The organism is Isoptericola halotolerans (genome assembly GCF_013149785.1).
In the GTDB taxonomy this organism is placed as follows: domain Bacteria; phylum Actinomycetota; class Actinomycetes; order Actinomycetales; family Cellulomonadaceae; genus Isoptericola; species Isoptericola halotolerans.
Window position 1 is genome coordinate 790,440 of sequence record NZ_JABEZU010000002.1, and the last position, 15,438, is coordinate 805,877.

The window sequence follows — 15,438 nt, forward strand, 5'->3', positions numbered from 1 at the left end:
CGTGCACGACGTCACCGACGCGAACACCTGGGGCCCCGGCATCGACGAGGCGGTCAACACGATCTCCCGCGGTGGCCTGGTGGTCCTCCCGACCGACACCGTCTACGGGATCGGCGCCGACGCGTTCGACGCCGACGCCGTCGCCGCCCTCCTGGCGGCGAAGGGGCGCGGGCGCCAGATGCCGCCCCCGGTGCTGGTCCCGGACGTGCGGACCCTCGACGGGCTCGCGACCGAGGTGCCCGACGAGGCGCGCGCCCTGGTCGAGGAGTTCTGGCCCGGTGGCTTCACCATCATCCTGCGCGCACAGCCCTCCCTCCAGTGGGACCTGGGTGAGACGCACGGCACGGTGGCCCTGCGCATGCCCGACCACGAGGCCGCGCTCGCGCTGCTGCGTCGCACCGGTCCGCTCGCCGTCTCCAGCGCCAACCGGACCGGGCAGCAGGCCGCCCGCGAGGCGTCCGACGCCGTCGAGCAGCTCGGAGACGCCGTGGGGTGCTACCTCGACGGCGGCACGGCGCCCGGCGGGGTCGCCTCCACGATCGTCGACGCGACGGGGGAGCACCTGCGGGTGGTGCGCGAGGGTGCGGTGTCGCTGGACGAGCTCCGTGCGGTCACCCCCGTGCTCGGTCTCGGCGAGCAGCCGGACGAGCGGTCGGACGAGGAGCCCGGAGCGGGCCCGAGCGAGGTGCCCGCCGGGTGAGGGCCTACCTCCTGGTCATGCTCATCGCCGCGGCGGTGACCTACCTGGCCACCCCTGGCGCTCGGTGGGTCGCCACCCGGACGAACGCCATCTCCGCGGTCCGGGCGCGCGACGTCCACGTGCTGCCGACGCCGCGCCTGGGAGGGCTGGCGATGCTGTTCGGCCTCGTGGTGGCCGTGCTCATCGCCGGACAGATGCCGTTCCTCGACGGGGTGGCCGACGAACCGCAGGTGCTCGGCATCCTCGGGGGAGCGGTGATCGTGTGCCTGCTGGGGTGGGCCGACGACGTCTGGGACCTCGACTGGATGACCAAGCTGGCCGGCCAGGTGCTCGCTGCCGGCTTCATGGCCTTCAACCAGGTCCAGCTCACGTCGTTGCCGACGCCCGGGGGCCTCACGATCCCGTCGGCGAGGTTGTCGCTGTTCGTCACGATCCTCGTGGTGGTCGTCGCGATGAACGCCGTGAACTTCGTCGACGGGCTCGACGGGCTCGCGGCCGGGATCGTGGCGATCGGCGGCTCGGCGTTCTTCCTGTACACCTACTCGCTCACCACGCAGGCGAGCCCGACGGACTTCTCGAGCCTCGCGGCGATGATGACGGCCGTTCTGGTCGGCGTGTGTCTCGGGTTCCTGCCGCACAACTTCTATCCCTCGCACATCTTCATGGGCGACTCGGGGTCGATGGTCCTCGGGCTCGTCTTCGCCGGGGCGGCCATCTCGGTGACGGGGCGGATCGACCCGACGATCACCGACGCGCTGTCCGGCGCCCAGCGCGCCCCGCTGTTCATCCCGCTGCTGCTCCCGCTGGCCGTGGTGGTGCTGCCGTTGCTGGACATGACGATGGCGGTGGTCCGGCGGCTCGCCGCCGGCAAGTCGCCGATGGCGCCCGACCGCATGCATCTGCACCACCGGATGCTCGCGCTCGGGCACTCGCATCGCCGGGCCGTCCTCATCCTCTACGTCTGGACGGCCGTCTTCGCCTTCGGCGCCGCGGCGTTCGTGCGCTGGCGCTGGCAGGTGGTCGTCGTCTGGCTGCTCGTCGCGATCGTCGTGGCGCTCGTCCTCACGTTGGGCCCGCTGCGGACGCGAGGGCGCTTCCTCGACGACGACGTCGCCTCGGGCGCGCTGCCCACGGCCCACATGGCGGCGCCACCCGTCGTCCCGCCCCCCTCGAACCCGCACCCCAAGGAGTCGGACCATGACCGCACAGCCTCCCGCCCCGGACAGCCCTGAGGAGACGGGGCCGGACCCCGTCGCGACCGGGCGGTCGTTCGAGGAGGTCCATGCCGAGGAGCGCTTGATCCTGCGGCGTGCCATGCGCGACACCTTCGTCCTGGTCGTGTCGCTGCTGGTGCTCGGTGCCCTGGTCGGTGGCCTGGTCGTCGGTCCGGCCGGGGTGTGGGGCGCCGCGCTGGGTGCGGGTGTCGCCGCGTTCTTCTGCGGGACCACGATCTGGTCGATGCAGCGGACCGTGGGGGCGCCGCCGGCGCGGATGGCAGCGTTCGTGATGGGCGCGTGGCTGGCCAAGATCGTCGTGCTGCTCGTGGTGCTGGTGGTCCTGCGGGGCGCCGACTTCTACGACCCGTACGTCTTCGGTGCGGTGCTCCTGGTGGGTGTGATCGGCTCGGCGCTGCTCGACTACCGTGCGGTGGCGCGGGGGCGGATGCCGTACGTGCAGCCCTGATCGTCCCGGCGTGACCCGCGGTTTCGTGCTTTCTTTCACAAGTCGCAGGATCTTGCCGCTGATCGGCCCTCCGCGTGTCGGAGCACGGGTGATCATCCGGTAGGCTGTGCCTGAATCCATGACGGCCAGGTCCGACGACGTGCCATCTCCTGCGGTGTGCACCGGACCTAACGACCACCGGGAGTCCTCCTGTTCACGTCAGCGACCCCCACGTTGCTCGCCGCCTCTGACGAGGACGGCGGCTTCCACGCCCCATCGATCGCGGAGTTCTTCCCCGAGGCGATCCTGTTCGCGGGCACGCCCTTCGAGTTCAACCGGATCCACCTGATCCGGATCATCGCGGCCGTCGTCCTCCTGACGATCTTCGTGCTGGCGGCCCGTCGGGCCAAGCTGGTGCCCGGGCGGTTCCAGAACGTCATCGAGATGATCCTGGACTTCGTCCGCAAGAACATCGTCGAGGACATCATGGGCTCCGAGCGTGCGCGCCGGTACGTGCCGATGATCACGACGATCTTCGTGACGATCCTCGCGTTCAACCTCACGGGTGTGATCCCGTTCCTCAACCTGGCGGGCACCTCGGTGGCCGGTGTGGCGATCCTCCTGGCGCTGTGGGTCTTCGTGGCCTACTGGGCCGCGGGCATCCGTCAGCACGGGTTCTTCGGCTACCTGCGGGCCAACATGTTCCCGCCCGGTGTGCCGGCGCCGATCTACGTGATCCTCGCGCCGATCGAGCTGCTGCAGATCCTCATCATCCGACCGGCCTCGCTGGTCCTGCGTCTCACGGCCAACATGGTGGCCGGGCACATCATCCTCGTGCTCTGCTTCGCCGCGACGCACTACCTGCTGCTCGAGGCGACACCGGCGCTCAAGCCCATCGCGGCGCTGACCTTCGTCGGTGCCATCGCCGTCACCCTCTTCGAGGTCTTCGTCGCGCTGCTCCAGGCCTACATCTTCGCCCTTCTCGCCTCCGTGTACATCAACATGTCGCTGGAGGAGGAGCACTGACCCCACGGGTCGGACACCTCGGCGTCACCCCCTTACTCACCGACGCAAGTCACGACGCCGGACCGCCCGGTCCGGCGCCCAACGGAAGGAACCACAGTGGACATCGACGGCAGCATCAACACCATCGGTTACGGCATTGCGGCGATCGGCCCGGGTATCGGTCTCGGTATCCTCATCGGCAAGACCGTCGAGGGCATGGCCCGTCAGCCTGAGGTCGCCGGCCAGCTCCGCACGACCATGTTCATCGGTCTTGCCTTCGTCGAGATCCTCGCGCTGCTCGGCTTCGTCGCGGGCTTCATCTTCTGATGCCCGCCGCGGATCACCAGGTCATCCTTGCCGCGGAGGGCGGTGAGAACGACCCCCTGCAGCTGTTCATCCCACCGTTCTACGACTGGTTCTGGTCCGCGGTCGTGCTGGTCATCATCGCGGTCGTCTTCTACCGGATGGTGCTGCCGAAGTTCCAGGCGGTCCTGGACGAGCGCACCGCGAAGATCGAGGGCGGGCTCGCCCAGGCCGCCAAGGCCCAGGAAGAGGCCGCTGCTGCGCTGGCGGAGTACCACCAGCAGCTCGCCGAGGCCCGTGCCGAGGCGTCGAAGACCCGCGAGGAGGCTCGTGCCGAGGGCACGGCCATCGTCGCGGAGCTGAAGACGAAGGCCTCGGAGGACGCGTCGCGCATCATCGAGACGGCTCACCGTCAGATCGAGGCCGAGCGCCAGTCCGCGGCGGTCTCGCTGCGGGCCGAGGTCGGCACGCTGGCCACCGAGCTCGCGTCGAAGATCGTCGGCGAGTCCCTCGAGGACAGTGCCCGTCAGTCACGCGTGGTCGACCGGTTCCTCGAGGAGCTCGAGGCTGACCAGTCGGCGACGACGAGCGTCAAGGAGGGCTGATGCGAGGAACGAGCGGAGCATCGCTGGCCGCCGCTCAGGAGCGGTTCGAGCCGGTGCTGCGATCTGCGGCCGGCGAGGGCCTGGCACTCGGCGAGCAGCTGTTCGCCGTGGTGACGGCGCTCGACGGGTCCGGTGCGCTGCGCCGCTCGCTCGCGGATCCGTCGCGGGACGGCGAGGACAAGGCTCGCGTGGTGTCGGCCGTGCTCGCCGGCCGTTTCGACGAGCGTGTCGTCGACCTCGTGTCGGGCCTGGCCCGGTCGCGCTGGTCGCACGACGCCGACCTGGTCGACGCCGTGGAACGGCTCGCCCTGGACGCGACGCTCGCAGCGGCCGAGTCGCGGGGCGTCCTCGAGACGGTGGAGGACGAGCTGTTCCGCCTCACGCGGTCCCTGGTGGGGCAGCGTGAGGCCAAGCAGGCGTTGTCCGACGAGTCGTCGGCGCCGGCCCGCCGGGTGGCGCTGGCCGACGCCCTGGTCGAGGGCAAGGTCGACGAGGTCACGCTGGTGCTCGTCCGCCGTGCGGCGACCTCGCTGCGTGGCCGCCGGTTCGTGCCGACGCTCACGTGGTACGGGTCGGTGGCGGCGGAGCGTCGTCATCGCCTGGTGGCCTCGGTCACCAGCGGCTCGGTGCTGACCGAGGCGCAGGAGCAGCGCCTCGGCGCGATCCTCGAGCGGGCCTACGGCCGGCCCGTGCAGCTCAACGTGTCGGTCGACCCGGCCGTCGTGGGTGGGCTGCGTATCCAGGTCGGCGCTGACGTCGTCGACTCCACCGTGCTGTCCCGCCTGGCTGACGCCCGTCGCCGGCTGGCCGGCTGATCCATTCGACGCCCAGCCGGCCACCGGTCGGCGCAGATGAACGTTCGGTCGCTGCGGCGGCCACGACAGGAGAAGAGCAATGGCTGAGCTGACGATCAGGCCGGAGGAGATCCGCGCCGCTCTGGACAGCTTCGTGAAGTCCTACGAGCCCGAGGGCGCGGTGACCGAGGAGGTCGGTCGCGTCACCTTCGCCGCCGACGGTATCGCCCGTGTCGAGGGCCTGCCCGGCGCGATGGCGAACGAGCTGCTTCGTTTCGAGGACGGCACGCTCGGCCTCGCGCTGAACCTGGACGTGCGCGAGATCGGTGTCGTCGTCCTGGGCGAGTTCACCGGCATCGAGGAGGGCCAGGAGGTCCGCCGCACCGGTGAGGTCCTGTCCGTCCCGGTCGGTGAGGGGTACCTCGGTCGCGTCGTCGACCCGCTGGGCAACCCCATCGACGGACTCGGCGAGATCGAGACCGACGGGCGCCGTGCGCTCGAGCTGCAGGCGCCGGGCGTGATGCAGCGCAAGTCGGTGCACGAGCCGCTGCAGACCGGCATCAAGGCGATCGACTCGATGATCCCCGTGGGCCGCGGTCAGCGGCAGCTCATCATCGGTGACCGCCAGACCGGCAAGACGGCGATCGCGGTCGACACGATCATCAACCAGAAGGCCAACTGGGAGTCGGGCGACCCGACGAAGCAGGTCCGCTGCATCTACGTCGCGATCGGCCAGAAGGGTTCGACGATCGCCTCGGTGCGCGGCGCGCTCGAGGAGGCCGGCGCGCTGGACTACACCACGATCGTGGCGGCCCCGGCGTCCGACCCTGCCGGCTTCAAGTACCTGGCGCCGTACACCGGCTCGGCCATCGGCCAGCACTGGATGTACGACGGCAAGCACGTCCTGATCATCTTCGACGACCTGTCGAAGCAGGCCGACGCCTACCGTGCGGTCTCGCTCCTGCTGCGCCGCCCGCCGGGCCGCGAGGCCTACCCGGGTGACGTGTTCTACCTGCACTCCCGTCTGCTCGAGCGTTGCGCCAAGCTCTCGGACGAGCTCGGAGCGGGCTCGATGACCGGTCTGCCGATCATCGAGACCAAGGCGAACGACGTGTCCGCCTTCATCCCGACCAACGTCATCTCCATCACGGACGGGCAGATCTTCCTGCAGTCCGACCTCTTCAACGCCGACCAGCGTCCGGCGGTCGACGTCGGTATCTCCGTCTCCCGAGTCGGTGGTGACGCGCAGGTCAAGGCGATGAAGAAGGTCTCCGGCACGCTGAAGCTCGAGCTGGCGCAGTACCGGTCGCTCGAGGCCTTCGCGATGTTCGCGTCCGACCTCGACGCCGCGTCGCGCGGCCAGCTCGCCCGTGGTGCGGTGCTCATGGAGCTGCTCAAGCAGCCCCAGTACACCCCGTACCCGGTCGAGGAGCAGGTGGCGTCGATCTGGGCCGGGACGAAGGGCCGCCTCGACGACGTCCCCGTCCCGGACGTCAAGCGGTTCGAGTCCGAGCTCATCGACCACCTGCGCCGCAACACGGACGTCTTCGAGACGATCGTCGCGTCGGGCAAGCTGGAGCAGGAGACCGAGGACGCCCTCGCGGCCGCGGTGGACGACTTCCGCAACGGCTTCCTCAAGGGCGACGGCACCCCGCTCGTCGGCGGCGAGGACGCGGTGGCGGAGTCCGAGGTCGAGCAGGAGCAGCTCGTCGTGAAGAAGAAGGCCTGATCGTATGGCCGGAGGATCCCAGCGCGTCTACAAGCAGCGGATCAAGTCGACGCAGTCGCTGAAGAAGATGTTCCGCGCGCAGGAGCTCATCGCGGCGTCCCGCATCAGCAAGGCGCGGGGTCGCACCGCGGCGGCCGCGCCGTACGAGCGGGCGATCACGCGTGCCGTCTCGGCCGTGGCCACCCACACCTCGACAGACCACCCGCTGACGAGCGAGCGGCACGACACCAACCGTGCCGCGGTGCTCGTCATCGCGTCGGACCGGGGGATGGCCGGGTCGTACTCGGCGTCGCTCATCCGCGAGTCGGAGCGCCTCGTCGCCCAGCTCACGGCCGAGGGCAAGGAGGTCACCCTCTACGCCGCCGGGCGTCGGGCGATCTCGTACTACGGCTACCGGGGGCGCGAGCTGTCCGGGCAGTGGTCGTACGGCTCCGACAACCCGCAGTCCGACGTCGCCACGGAGATCGCCGACACGCTGCTCGGTGCGTTCCTGGCCCCGGTGGCGGAGGGCGGTGTCGCCGAGCTCCACGTGGTCTACACGCAGTTCGTCAACATGGTCACCCAGCGGCCGCGCGTCGTGCGGATGCTGCCGCTCGAGGTCGTCGAGGGCGTCGCGGTGCCCGGCGAGGACGAGGCGCTGCCGCTGTACGACTTCGAGCCGTCCCCGGAGCAGGTGCTCGACTCCCTGCTCCCGCGGTACGTGCGGAGCCGGATCTTCAGCTTCATGCTCGACGCCGCAGCCTCCGAGCTGGCCTCCCGCCAGCGCGCGATGCACACGGCGACGGACAACGCCGAGGACCTGATCCGTACCTACACACGCCTGGCGAACCAGGCCCGCCAGGCGGACATCACCCAGGAGATCAGCGAGATCGTCTCGGGTGCTGACGCCCTCGCGGCGTCGTGACCACCGTCCGACGCCGTCGACCGACGAACTCACACCCGAACCTTTCGAAGCGAGGCATGCAATGACCGCCACCACCGTGGAAGCACCACACGGCGCGGGCCCGACCGGGCCGGGGACCGGCCGCGTCGCGCGCGTGATCGGCCCTGTCGTCGACATCGAGTTCCCCGACGACGCGATCCCCGACATCTACAACGCCCTGACCGTCGAGCTGGACCTCTCGGCCCAGGGCGAGGGCGAGGGGAAGTTCACCCTCACCCTCGAGACCGCTCAGCACCTGGGCGACTCGCTGATCCGCGCCATCGCGCTGAAGCCGACCGACGGCCTCGTCCGCGGCGCCGTGGTCACGGACACGGGCGAGCCGATCTCCGTGCCCGTCGGTGACGTCACCAAGGGCAAGGTCTTCAACGTCACCGGCGACGTGCTCAACCTCGCCGAGGGCGAGAAGCTCGAGGTCACCGAGCGCTGGCCGATCCACCGCAAGCCGCCGGCCTTCGACCAGCTCGAGTCGAAGACCCAGATGTTCGAGACGGGCATCAAGTCGATCGACCTCCTGACCCCGTACGTGCAGGGCGGGAAGATCGGTCTCTTCGGTGGTGCGGGCGTCGGCAAGACCGTCCTCATCCAGGAGATGATCCAGCGCGTCGCGCAGGACCACGGCGGCGTCTCGGTGTTCGCCGGTGTCGGCGAGCGCACTCGTGAGGGCAACGACCTGATCGCCGAGATGGACGAGGCGGGCGTCTTCGACAAGACGGCCCTCGTCTTCGGCCAGATGGACGAGCCGCCGGGCACCCGTCTCCGGGTCGCGCTGTCCGCTCTCACCATGGCGGAGTACTTCCGCGACGTGAAGAAGCAGGACGTGCTGCTCTTCATCGACAACATCTTCCGCTTCACGCAGGCGGGTTCCGAGGTCTCCACGCTGCTCGGCCGCATGCCGTCGGCCGTGGGCTACCAGCCGAACCTCGCGGACGAGATGGGCCTCCTGCAGGAGCGCATCACCTCGACGCGTGGTCACTCGATCACCTCGCTGCAGGCGATCTACGTGCCGGCCGATGACTACACCGACCCGGCGCCGGCGACGACGTTCGCCCACCTGGACGCGACGACGGAGCTCTCCCGTGAGATCGCCTCGAAGGGTCTGTACCCGGCGATCGACCCGCTGACCTCGACGTCCCGCATCCTCGACCCGCGTTACGTCGGGCAGGAGCACTATGACGTCGCCACGACGGTCAAGCAGATCCTGCAGCGGAACAAGGAGCTGCAGGACATCATCGCCATCCTCGGTGTCGACGAGCTGTCGGAGGAGGACAAGACGCTGGTGGCGCGTGCTCGCCGAATCCAGCAGTTCCTCTCGCAGAACACCTACATGGCGAAGAAGTTCACCGGTGTCGAGGGTTCGACGGTGCCGCTGAGCGAGACCGTCGAGGCCTTCAAGAAGATCGCGGAGGGCGAGTTCGACCACGTCGCCGAGCAGGCCTTCTACAACATCGGTGGCCTCGAGGACCTCGAGGCCAACTGGGCGAGGATCCAGAAGGAGTACGGGGCCTGAGGTCCCGTCCGCGGACGCCCACGCACCGTCCCGCCGGCACCCTCGGTGACCGGCGGGACGGTGCCCCACCCTTGACTGAAGAACTCTGGAGCCCGACATGGCAGAGCTGAACGTCGATCTCGTCGCTGCCGACCGCAAGGTCTGGTCCGGTGGTGCGCGTGAGGTCAGCGCCCCGTCCGCCGACGGTCAGATCGGCATCCTCGCCGGACACACGCCGCTGCTCGCCGTGCTGCGGCCCGGCATCGTCAAGGTCTCCACGGCCCCTGGCCAGGTGGCGGTCGAGGCGCAGGTCAGCGGTGGCTTCGTCTCGGTGGACGCCGACGTCGTGACGATCGTCGTCGACGAGATCACCGAGGTCACCGGCCGCGAGAGCTCCCTGGCCTGAGGCGGGGCTCTCGTGGGGTATGCGCTCGGGGTCGTCATCGCGGTCGCGGTGGTGCTCGCCCTGGTGCTGGTACTGGGGGCGTCCCGCCTGCGGACGCTCTCGCGCCGCGTCGGCTCGTTCCAGTGCGGTGCGCGACCGGCGCGACCTCAGGCACCGTGGTCCGCAGGGATCGCCCAGTACGGGGTCGGGAGGATCGACTGGTGGCGCTGCTGGTCGCTCGCGCCCAGGCCCGCCCGTACCTGGCACCGGGACCGGCTGACGGTGACGGGCCGCGCGCCGCTCGACCAGGCCGGTCAGGTTGATCAGTACCTGGTCCGCTGCCGGTACGACGACGTCGACTTCGAGCTGACGATGTCGTCCGGCGCGTACGCGGGTCTCGCGTCCTGGCTCGAGTCCGCTCCGCCAGGGCGACGGGGTCTCGTCGTCTGACCGACCAGCCCACGAAGGAGGACCGTGCGACTCGTCGTCGCTCGATGCTCGGCCCGGTACACGGGCCGGTTGACCGCCCATCTCCCGCTCGCCGTCCGGCTCCTGGTCGTCAAGAGCGACGGGAGCGTCCTGCTGCACTCCGACGGCGGTTCGTACAAGCCGTTGAACTGGATGAGCCCGCCGTGCTCGATGGCGGTGGCGGAGCCGGAGCCGGCGGCCGTCGACCGCGGCGTGACCGAGGTCTGGACCGTCCAGCACCAGAAGTCGGACGATCGCCTCGAGATCGAGCTCCATGAGGTGCACCACGACTCCACGCACGATCTCGGCGTCGACCCGGGGCTGGTGAAGGACGGTGTGGAGGCTCATCTGCAGGAGCTGCTCGCCGCGCAGATCGAGCTGCTCGGAGCAGGGCACACCCTGGTGCGCCGGGAGTACATGACCGCGATCGGTCCCGTCGACATCCTGGCCCGGGACGGCGACGGCGGTACGGTCGCCGTCGAGCTGAAGCGACGGGGTGACATCGACGGTGTGGAGCAGCTGACGCGGTACCTGGAGCTGCTCAACCGGGACCCGCTGCTGGCACCCGTGCGCGGGGTGTTCGCCGCGCAGGAGATCAAGCCGCAGGCGAGGGTGCTCGCGACGGACCGGGGGATCGGCTGCCTCGTGCTGGACTACGACGCGATGCGCGGCGTCGACGACCCGGGGTCACGTCTCTTCTGACCACCGCCTCACTTTGTGAGGCAAGCTTCGTTATTGCTCGCTCGTGGTGCAGGATGGACACATGGCCCACTCCGCACCGCCTGCCGAGCCACCGGAGGCTCCCAGCGCCCCCGAGGTCTTCGCCGTCCGGGGCGACGTCGTCACGCCGACGGCTCTCGTCCCTGACGGCGCGGTGGTCGTCGCCGGGGACAGGATCGTCTGGGCAGGCCCGCTCGAGGACGCCCCCGCGGCGGGTGTCGGCGACGCCGTGCGTGCTGCGCCGGAGCCCGCGCCCGGCACCCACGTCCTCCCGGGGCTCGTGGACCTCCACGACCACGGCGGTGGTGGCGCGAGCTTCCCGGACGCCACCACCTACGCCGAGGCGTTGATCGCCGTCCGGCAGCACCGCAGCCAGGGAACGACCACGCTGCTCGCGTCCCTCGTCACGGCCGACCGTGCCGTCCTCCTCGAACGTGCCGCGCTCCTGGCCGACCTGGCCGACGACGGCGAGATCGCCGGCATCCACGCCGAAGGCCCGTTCCTCGCTCCGGAGCGACGGGGTGCGCACGACCCGGCCCACCTGCTGACGGGCGACGTGACCCTCGTGCGCGAGCTGGTCGAGGTCTCCCGCGGGCACCTGCGCACCATGACCGTCGCGCCGGACGTCGAGGGCGTGCGCGGCCCGGGTGGCGTCGCTGACGCCCTCGTGCGGGCGGGGGTGATCCCCTCGATCGGCCACACGGACGCCAGCACCGACCAGGCAGAAGAGCTGATCGCGCAGGTCGTCGCGGCGTTGGCCGCGGCTCCTGGGCCCTCACGCAGGATGACGGCGACCCATCTCTTCAACGCCATGAAGCCGCTCCACCACCGGGACGCCGGACCCATCCCGGCCTGCCTGGCGGCAGCCCGTCGTGGCGACCTGGTCGTCGAGCTGATCGGCGACGGCGTCCACCTCGATCCCGCCGTGGTGCGGACCGTGGTGCAGACCGTCGGCGTCGACCAGACGGTGCTGGTGACGGACGCGATGGCCGCTGCCGGGATGTCGGACGGGGCCTACGACCTCGGGCCGATGTCCGTCGCGGTGACGGACGGTGTCGCACGCGTCGTGGACGCGGCGCACCCCGAGGGCGGGCCCATCGCCGGTGGCACCGCGCACCTCGTCGACGTGGTGCGCTCGACCGTCGCGGCGGGGGTCCCGCTCGTGGCCGCCGTGCGCAGCGCGTCGTGGGTGCCGGCAGGGGTGCTGGGGCTCGACGACGTCGGGGGCATCGTCGCCGGCCGACGGGCCGACCTCGTGGTCACCGATCGCGGCCTGGTGGTGCACGAGGTGTGGCGCGGCGGTCGGCGGGTCTGAGCGGCCGCGCGGCACGTTGCCCGGAGCCCACCGACATCGGTAGCGTACGTCGAAGCGCTTCGACGCGCCGAGACACCGATCAGGCCGCACCGCTGCGGCTGGAGGAGACCCATGGACGTGCCACCGTTCCGCGACCACCGGCTGCCGGCACCGGAGCGTGCCCGCGACCTGCTCTCCCGGCTGACCCCCGACGAGCGCGTGGCGATGCTGCACCAGCGCATGCCCGCCGTCGACCGGCTGGGCCTCGCCGCCTTCCACACGGGCTGCGAGGCCCTGCACGGCGTCGCCTGGCTCGGCCGGGCCACCGTGTTCCCCCAGCCCGTCGGCCTCGCCACGACCTGGGACCCGGACCTGCTGCGGCGCATCGGCGACGCGGTGGCCACGGAGGTGCGGGCGAAGCACGCGGCCGACCCGACGGTCAGCCTCAACGTGTGGGCGCCCGTCGTCAACACCCTGCGCCACCCGGGATGGGGCAGGAACGAGGAGGGCTACTCCGAGGACCCGCACCTCACCGCCCACCTGGCCACGGCCTACTGCCGGGGGCTGCGCGGTGACCACGACCGGGTCTGGAAGACCGCCCCGACGCTGAAGCACTTCCTGGCGTACAACAACGAGACCGACCGGTCCTCCACCAGCTCCGACCTGAGCGCGCGGACCCTGCACGAGGAGGAGCTCCCCGCGTTCCGCGAGCCGGTCGTCTCGGGCGCGGTCGCGGCCGTGATGCTCGCCTACAACAAGGTCGACGAGGTGCCGGCGCACCTGCGGGCGGACCTGCTCGCGGAGCTGAGGTCCTGGACGGACCGGTCGCTCGCCGTGGTCTCCGACGCAGCGGCCCCGACCTTCGTCGTCACCGTGCAGCACGCGTTCCCGGACCGTGCGAGCGGCAACGCGGCCGTGCTGCGCGCCGGTGTGGACTCCTTCACCGACGACGACGCCGACCCCGCCCCGACGATCGCGCGGGCCGAGGAGGCGCTGGCACGGGGGTTGATGAGCAGGGAGGACGTCGACCGCGCCGTCCTCCGGCTGCTCGAGCTGCGGGTGCTCACCGGCGAGCTCGACGGCGACGACGACCCGTACGCCACCGTCGACGCGGACGCGATCGACCTGCCGGAGCACCGGTCCCTCGCCCGCGAGGCCGCGACCCGGTCCGTGGTGGTGCTGCGCAACGACGCGGGGCTCCTGCCCCTGGCTCCCACGGGATCCGTGGCCGTCGTGGGCCCGCTCGCCGGCGCCGTGCTCACCGACTGGTACTCCGGCACGCCGCCGTACGGCGTCGGCGTCGCGGACGCCCTGCGGGAGCGCTTCGGGGCGTCCTCCGTGGTGGAGGCGTCCGGTGCCGACGTCGTCGCGCTGCGTTCGGTCGGCGCAGCACGCTACGTGACGGTCTCCGGGAGCGGCGACCGTGTGGTCGCCGACGGGGTCGAGGTGGAGCAGAGCTGCCTGTTCGAGGTCACCGACTGGGGCGACGGCGTGCTCACCCTGCGGTCGCGGCGCACCGGTCGACTGCTCACCGGCGGGTCGTGGCCCGTGCGCGCCGACGCCGAACGCGTCGGCGGCTGGGTGGCCCAGGAGGCCTTCCGGCGGCACGTCCACCCCGACGGCACCTGGTCGCTGCTGCACCTCGGGTCGGGCCGGTGGCTGCGCACCCAGCGGGGGACCGGCGTGCTGTGCGCCGAAGGCGTCACCACCGTGGACGCCGACCGGTTCGTCCCCCGTCTGCTGGAGTCCGGCACGGCCGTGGTGGCGGACGCCGCGTCCCGGTGCGACGCCGTCGTCGTCGCCGTCGGGAACGACCCGCACCTCAACGGGCGCGAGACGCAGGACCGACCCGACCTGTTCCTGCCCGACGCCGCCGTCGAGATCTGGCAGGCGGCCGTCGAGGCCAACCCTCGTGCCGTGCTCGCCCTCGTCTCGAGCTACCCGTACGTCCTCGGTCCCGTGGCCGGGCGCGCCGAGACGGTCGTCTGGAGCAGCCACGGTGGCCAGGAGCTGGGCCACGGCGTCGCCGACGTCCTGGTCGGCGCCGTGGAGCCGACGGGGCGGCTGGCGCAGACCTGGCCGGCCCGGCCGGAGCAGGCCGGTGACCTCTTCGACTACGACGTCCGCGAGCAGCAGGTGACGTACCGTCACCTGCCGTCGACGGACCCCGGGAGGCCGGCGTTCCCGTTCGGGCACGGTCTGACCTACGGGGACGTGGCCTACGACGGACTGGCGCTCTCGGCGAGCGTCGTCGAGGCCCCGGCCGCCACCCGGGCCCACCCACCGCTGCACCCCGAGGACCTCGAGTCCCCGAGCGTCGTCACCGCGCGGGTGCGCGTGCGCAACGACGGGGCGCGCCCGGCGGAGGAGCTCGTCCAGGTCTACTCGCTGGGCTGCCCGGACGTGCCGGAGCCGACGCCGGTGCGGTTGCTGCTGGGGTTCCGGCGGGTCCGGATCGAGCCGGCGCAGGAGAGGGTGGTCGAGGTGCCGGTCGACGTCGCTCGCCTCGCCGTCTGGCGCGCCGCAGGCCCCGGACAGCTCGACGGGGCCCTGGAGGTCCAGCGCGGGACCTACCTGCTCGCCGCCGGGGCGTCGAGCGTCGAGCTGCCCGCGCGGGCCGAGCTGAGCGTCGTGGAGCCGGTGCGATGAGGATCGACCCGGAGGGCCGCAACGCCCAGGGGATCACGACGTTCGTCCTGTTCGTGGTCCTCAACGTCCTGTACATCGTGACGTGCCTGCCGCTCGTGACGATCGGCGCGGCCACCAGCGCGCTGTACGAGGTGACGTTGCGGTACGCGGACGAGGAGCGGGGCGACCTGATCCGCGGGTACTTCCGTGCCCTGCGGAAGACCTGGTGGAGAGCCACCCTCGTCCAGCTCCTCCTGGGCGTTCCCACCGCGATGCTGGCCTTCAGCGCCGTGTTCTGGCTGACCATGGACGGGGTGGTGACGGCGGTGGCCGGCCTGCTCGCCGCGCTCGGCTCGCTGCTCGGTGCAGCGGCCCTGCTGTACGGGTTCGCGCTGGTCGCCTGGTTCGACGCCCCCTTGCGCCGCACTCTGCACAACGCCGTCCTGCTGCCCCTCGTGGAGCCGGCCCGGACCATGGGGCTCGTGCTCCTGCCGGTCACGGCGGGATGCCTGGTGTTCGTGATGCCGCAGGCCGTCGTCGTCGTGGCGACGATCGGGTTCTCCGTCGGTGCCTACGTCAGTGCTCTCGTGCTGCACGACGTCTTCCGCCGGCGGCAGGCCGACCCCTCCGAGCTGGAGCCGATCAGCCCGCACTCGGGGCAGTGATCGGGCGACGTCACCGACGTCCACGGCGCGGGGCGGTGCACGACGGAGGGC

At 71.2% G+C, this 15,438-nt stretch carries 16 protein-coding genes; all 16 read left to right on the forward strand.

Annotated elements, in window-relative coordinates; genetic code table 11:
- Position 1: 1 nt before the first annotated feature.
- The 16 genes from HDG69_RS11315 to HDG69_RS11390 all read left to right on the forward strand — a co-directional run bounded on the left by HDG69_RS11315 (position 2) and on the right by HDG69_RS11390 (position 15,387).
- A complete protein-coding gene (locus tag HDG69_RS11315) occupies positions 2 to 700 on the forward strand; it encodes an L-threonylcarbamoyladenylate synthase (protein ID WP_171784052.1) in 699 nt (232 codons plus the stop codon).
- Positions 697 to 1,932: an undecaprenyl/decaprenyl-phosphate alpha-N-acetylglucosaminyl 1-phosphate transferase gene (locus HDG69_RS11320; protein ID WP_171783868.1), complete on the forward strand. Its 1,236-nt coding sequence runs from the start codon at positions 697 to 699 to the stop codon at positions 1,930 to 1,932. Before HDG69_RS11315 ends, HDG69_RS11320 begins: the two co-directional genes overlap by 4 nt.
- Positions 1,898 to 2,383 (forward strand): Cg1360 family ATP-synthase-associated protein, encoded by a 486-nt coding sequence (locus tag HDG69_RS11325; protein ID WP_171783869.1) that lies wholly within the window; start codon positions 1,898 to 1,900, stop codon positions 2,381 to 2,383. Before HDG69_RS11320 ends, HDG69_RS11325 begins: the two co-directional genes overlap by 35 nt.
- Positions 2,384 to 2,596: 213 nt before the next feature.
- Entirely contained in the window at positions 2,597 to 3,388 is a 792-nt protein-coding gene (gene atpB / locus HDG69_RS11330) for a F0F1 ATP synthase subunit A (RefSeq protein ID WP_246256420.1), read from the forward strand.
- A 96-nt stretch (positions 3,389 to 3,484) separates the two neighbouring features.
- Positions 3,485 to 3,694 carry an ATP synthase F0 subunit C gene (locus tag HDG69_RS11335; protein ID WP_171783870.1) on the forward strand — a complete coding sequence of 70 codons (210 nt, stop codon included), beginning with the start codon at positions 3,485 to 3,487 and terminating at the stop codon, positions 3,692 to 3,694.
- Positions 3,694 to 4,275 carry a F0F1 ATP synthase subunit B gene (locus HDG69_RS11340; RefSeq protein WP_171783871.1) on the forward strand — a complete coding sequence of 194 codons (582 nt, stop codon included), beginning with the start codon at positions 3,694 to 3,696 and terminating at the stop codon, positions 4,273 to 4,275. The genes HDG69_RS11335 and HDG69_RS11340 overlap by 1 nt, the downstream gene beginning before the upstream one ends.
- The gene (locus HDG69_RS11345) at positions 4,275 to 5,090 is read left to right on the forward strand and encodes a F0F1 ATP synthase subunit delta (RefSeq protein WP_171783872.1); all 816 of its coding nucleotides are present in this window, start codon (positions 4,275 to 4,277) and stop codon (positions 5,088 to 5,090) included. The genes HDG69_RS11340 and HDG69_RS11345 overlap by 1 nt, the downstream gene beginning before the upstream one ends.
- Before the next feature lie 79 nt (positions 5,091 to 5,169).
- Positions 5,170 to 6,798, forward strand: coding sequence for a F0F1 ATP synthase subunit alpha (gene atpA, locus HDG69_RS11350; protein WP_171783873.1), 1,629 nt, complete (start codon positions 5,170 to 5,172; stop codon positions 6,796 to 6,798).
- Positions 6,799 to 6,802: 4 nt separating this feature from the next.
- Positions 6,803 to 7,702, forward strand: coding sequence for a F0F1 ATP synthase subunit gamma (locus tag HDG69_RS11355; RefSeq protein ID WP_171783874.1), 900 nt, complete (start codon positions 6,803 to 6,805; stop codon positions 7,700 to 7,702).
- 61 nt (positions 7,703 to 7,763) lie between these two features.
- Complete coding sequence (atpD, locus tag HDG69_RS11360; RefSeq protein WP_171783875.1) at positions 7,764 to 9,248, forward strand: F0F1 ATP synthase subunit beta; 1,485 nt, start codon at positions 7,764 to 7,766, stop codon at positions 9,246 to 9,248.
- Positions 9,249 to 9,345: 97 nt separating this feature from the next.
- Positions 9,346 to 9,633, forward strand: coding sequence for a F0F1 ATP synthase subunit epsilon (locus tag HDG69_RS11365; RefSeq protein WP_171783876.1), 288 nt, complete (start codon positions 9,346 to 9,348; stop codon positions 9,631 to 9,633).
- A gap of 12 nt (positions 9,634 to 9,645) precedes the next feature.
- On the forward strand, positions 9,646 to 10,062 hold the full coding sequence (locus HDG69_RS11370) for a DUF2550 family protein (RefSeq protein WP_171783877.1): 417 nt from the start codon (positions 9,646 to 9,648) through the stop codon (positions 10,060 to 10,062).
- Between the two features lie 24 nt (positions 10,063 to 10,086).
- Positions 10,087 to 10,782, forward strand: coding sequence for an endonuclease NucS (gene nucS, locus HDG69_RS11375; protein WP_171783878.1), 696 nt, complete (start codon positions 10,087 to 10,089; stop codon positions 10,780 to 10,782).
- A gap of 61 nt (positions 10,783 to 10,843) precedes the next feature.
- Positions 10,844 to 12,115 (forward strand): N-acetylglucosamine-6-phosphate deacetylase, encoded by a 1,272-nt coding sequence (locus HDG69_RS11380; RefSeq protein ID WP_171783879.1) that lies wholly within the window; start codon positions 10,844 to 10,846, stop codon positions 12,113 to 12,115.
- Between the two features lie 111 nt (positions 12,116 to 12,226).
- Positions 12,227 to 14,743 (forward strand): glycoside hydrolase family 3 C-terminal domain-containing protein, encoded by a 2,517-nt coding sequence (locus HDG69_RS11385; protein ID WP_171783880.1) that lies wholly within the window; start codon positions 12,227 to 12,229, stop codon positions 14,741 to 14,743.
- Positions 14,740 to 15,387: a YesL family protein gene (locus tag HDG69_RS11390; protein WP_171783881.1), complete on the forward strand. Its 648-nt coding sequence runs from the start codon at positions 14,740 to 14,742 to the stop codon at positions 15,385 to 15,387. The genes HDG69_RS11385 and HDG69_RS11390 overlap by 4 nt, the downstream gene beginning before the upstream one ends.
- Positions 15,388 to 15,438: the final 51 nt, after the last annotated feature.

Bases quoted from the DNA above. Each gene is read 5' to 3' on its own strand.
- HDG69_RS11325 (WP_171783869.1), top strand. From the start codon at position 1,898: ATGACCGCACAGCCTCCCGCCCCGGACAGCCCTGAGGAGACGGGGCCG.
- HDG69_RS11340 (WP_171783871.1), top strand. From the start codon at position 3,694: ATGCCCGCCGCGGATCACCAGGTCATCCTTGCCGCGGAGGGCGGTGAG.
- HDG69_RS11345 (WP_171783872.1), top strand. From the start codon at position 4,275: ATGCGAGGAACGAGCGGAGCATCGCTGGCCGCCGCTCAGGAGCGGTTC.
- atpA (WP_171783873.1), top strand. From the start codon at position 5,170: ATGGCTGAGCTGACGATCAGGCCGGAGGAGATCCGCGCCGCTCTGGAC.
- HDG69_RS11355 (WP_171783874.1), top strand. From the start codon at position 6,803: ATGGCCGGAGGATCCCAGCGCGTCTACAAGCAGCGGATCAAGTCGACG.
- atpD (WP_171783875.1), top strand. From the start codon at position 7,764: ATGACCGCCACCACCGTGGAAGCACCACACGGCGCGGGCCCGACCGGG.
- HDG69_RS11365 (WP_171783876.1), top strand. From the start codon at position 9,346: ATGGCAGAGCTGAACGTCGATCTCGTCGCTGCCGACCGCAAGGTCTGG.
- HDG69_RS11380 (WP_171783879.1), top strand. From the start codon at position 10,844: ATGGCCCACTCCGCACCGCCTGCCGAGCCACCGGAGGCTCCCAGCGCC.
- HDG69_RS11385 (WP_171783880.1), top strand. From the start codon at position 12,227: ATGGACGTGCCACCGTTCCGCGACCACCGGCTGCCGGCACCGGAGCGT.
- HDG69_RS11390 (WP_171783881.1), top strand. From the start codon at position 14,740: ATGAGGATCGACCCGGAGGGCCGCAACGCCCAGGGGATCACGACGTTC.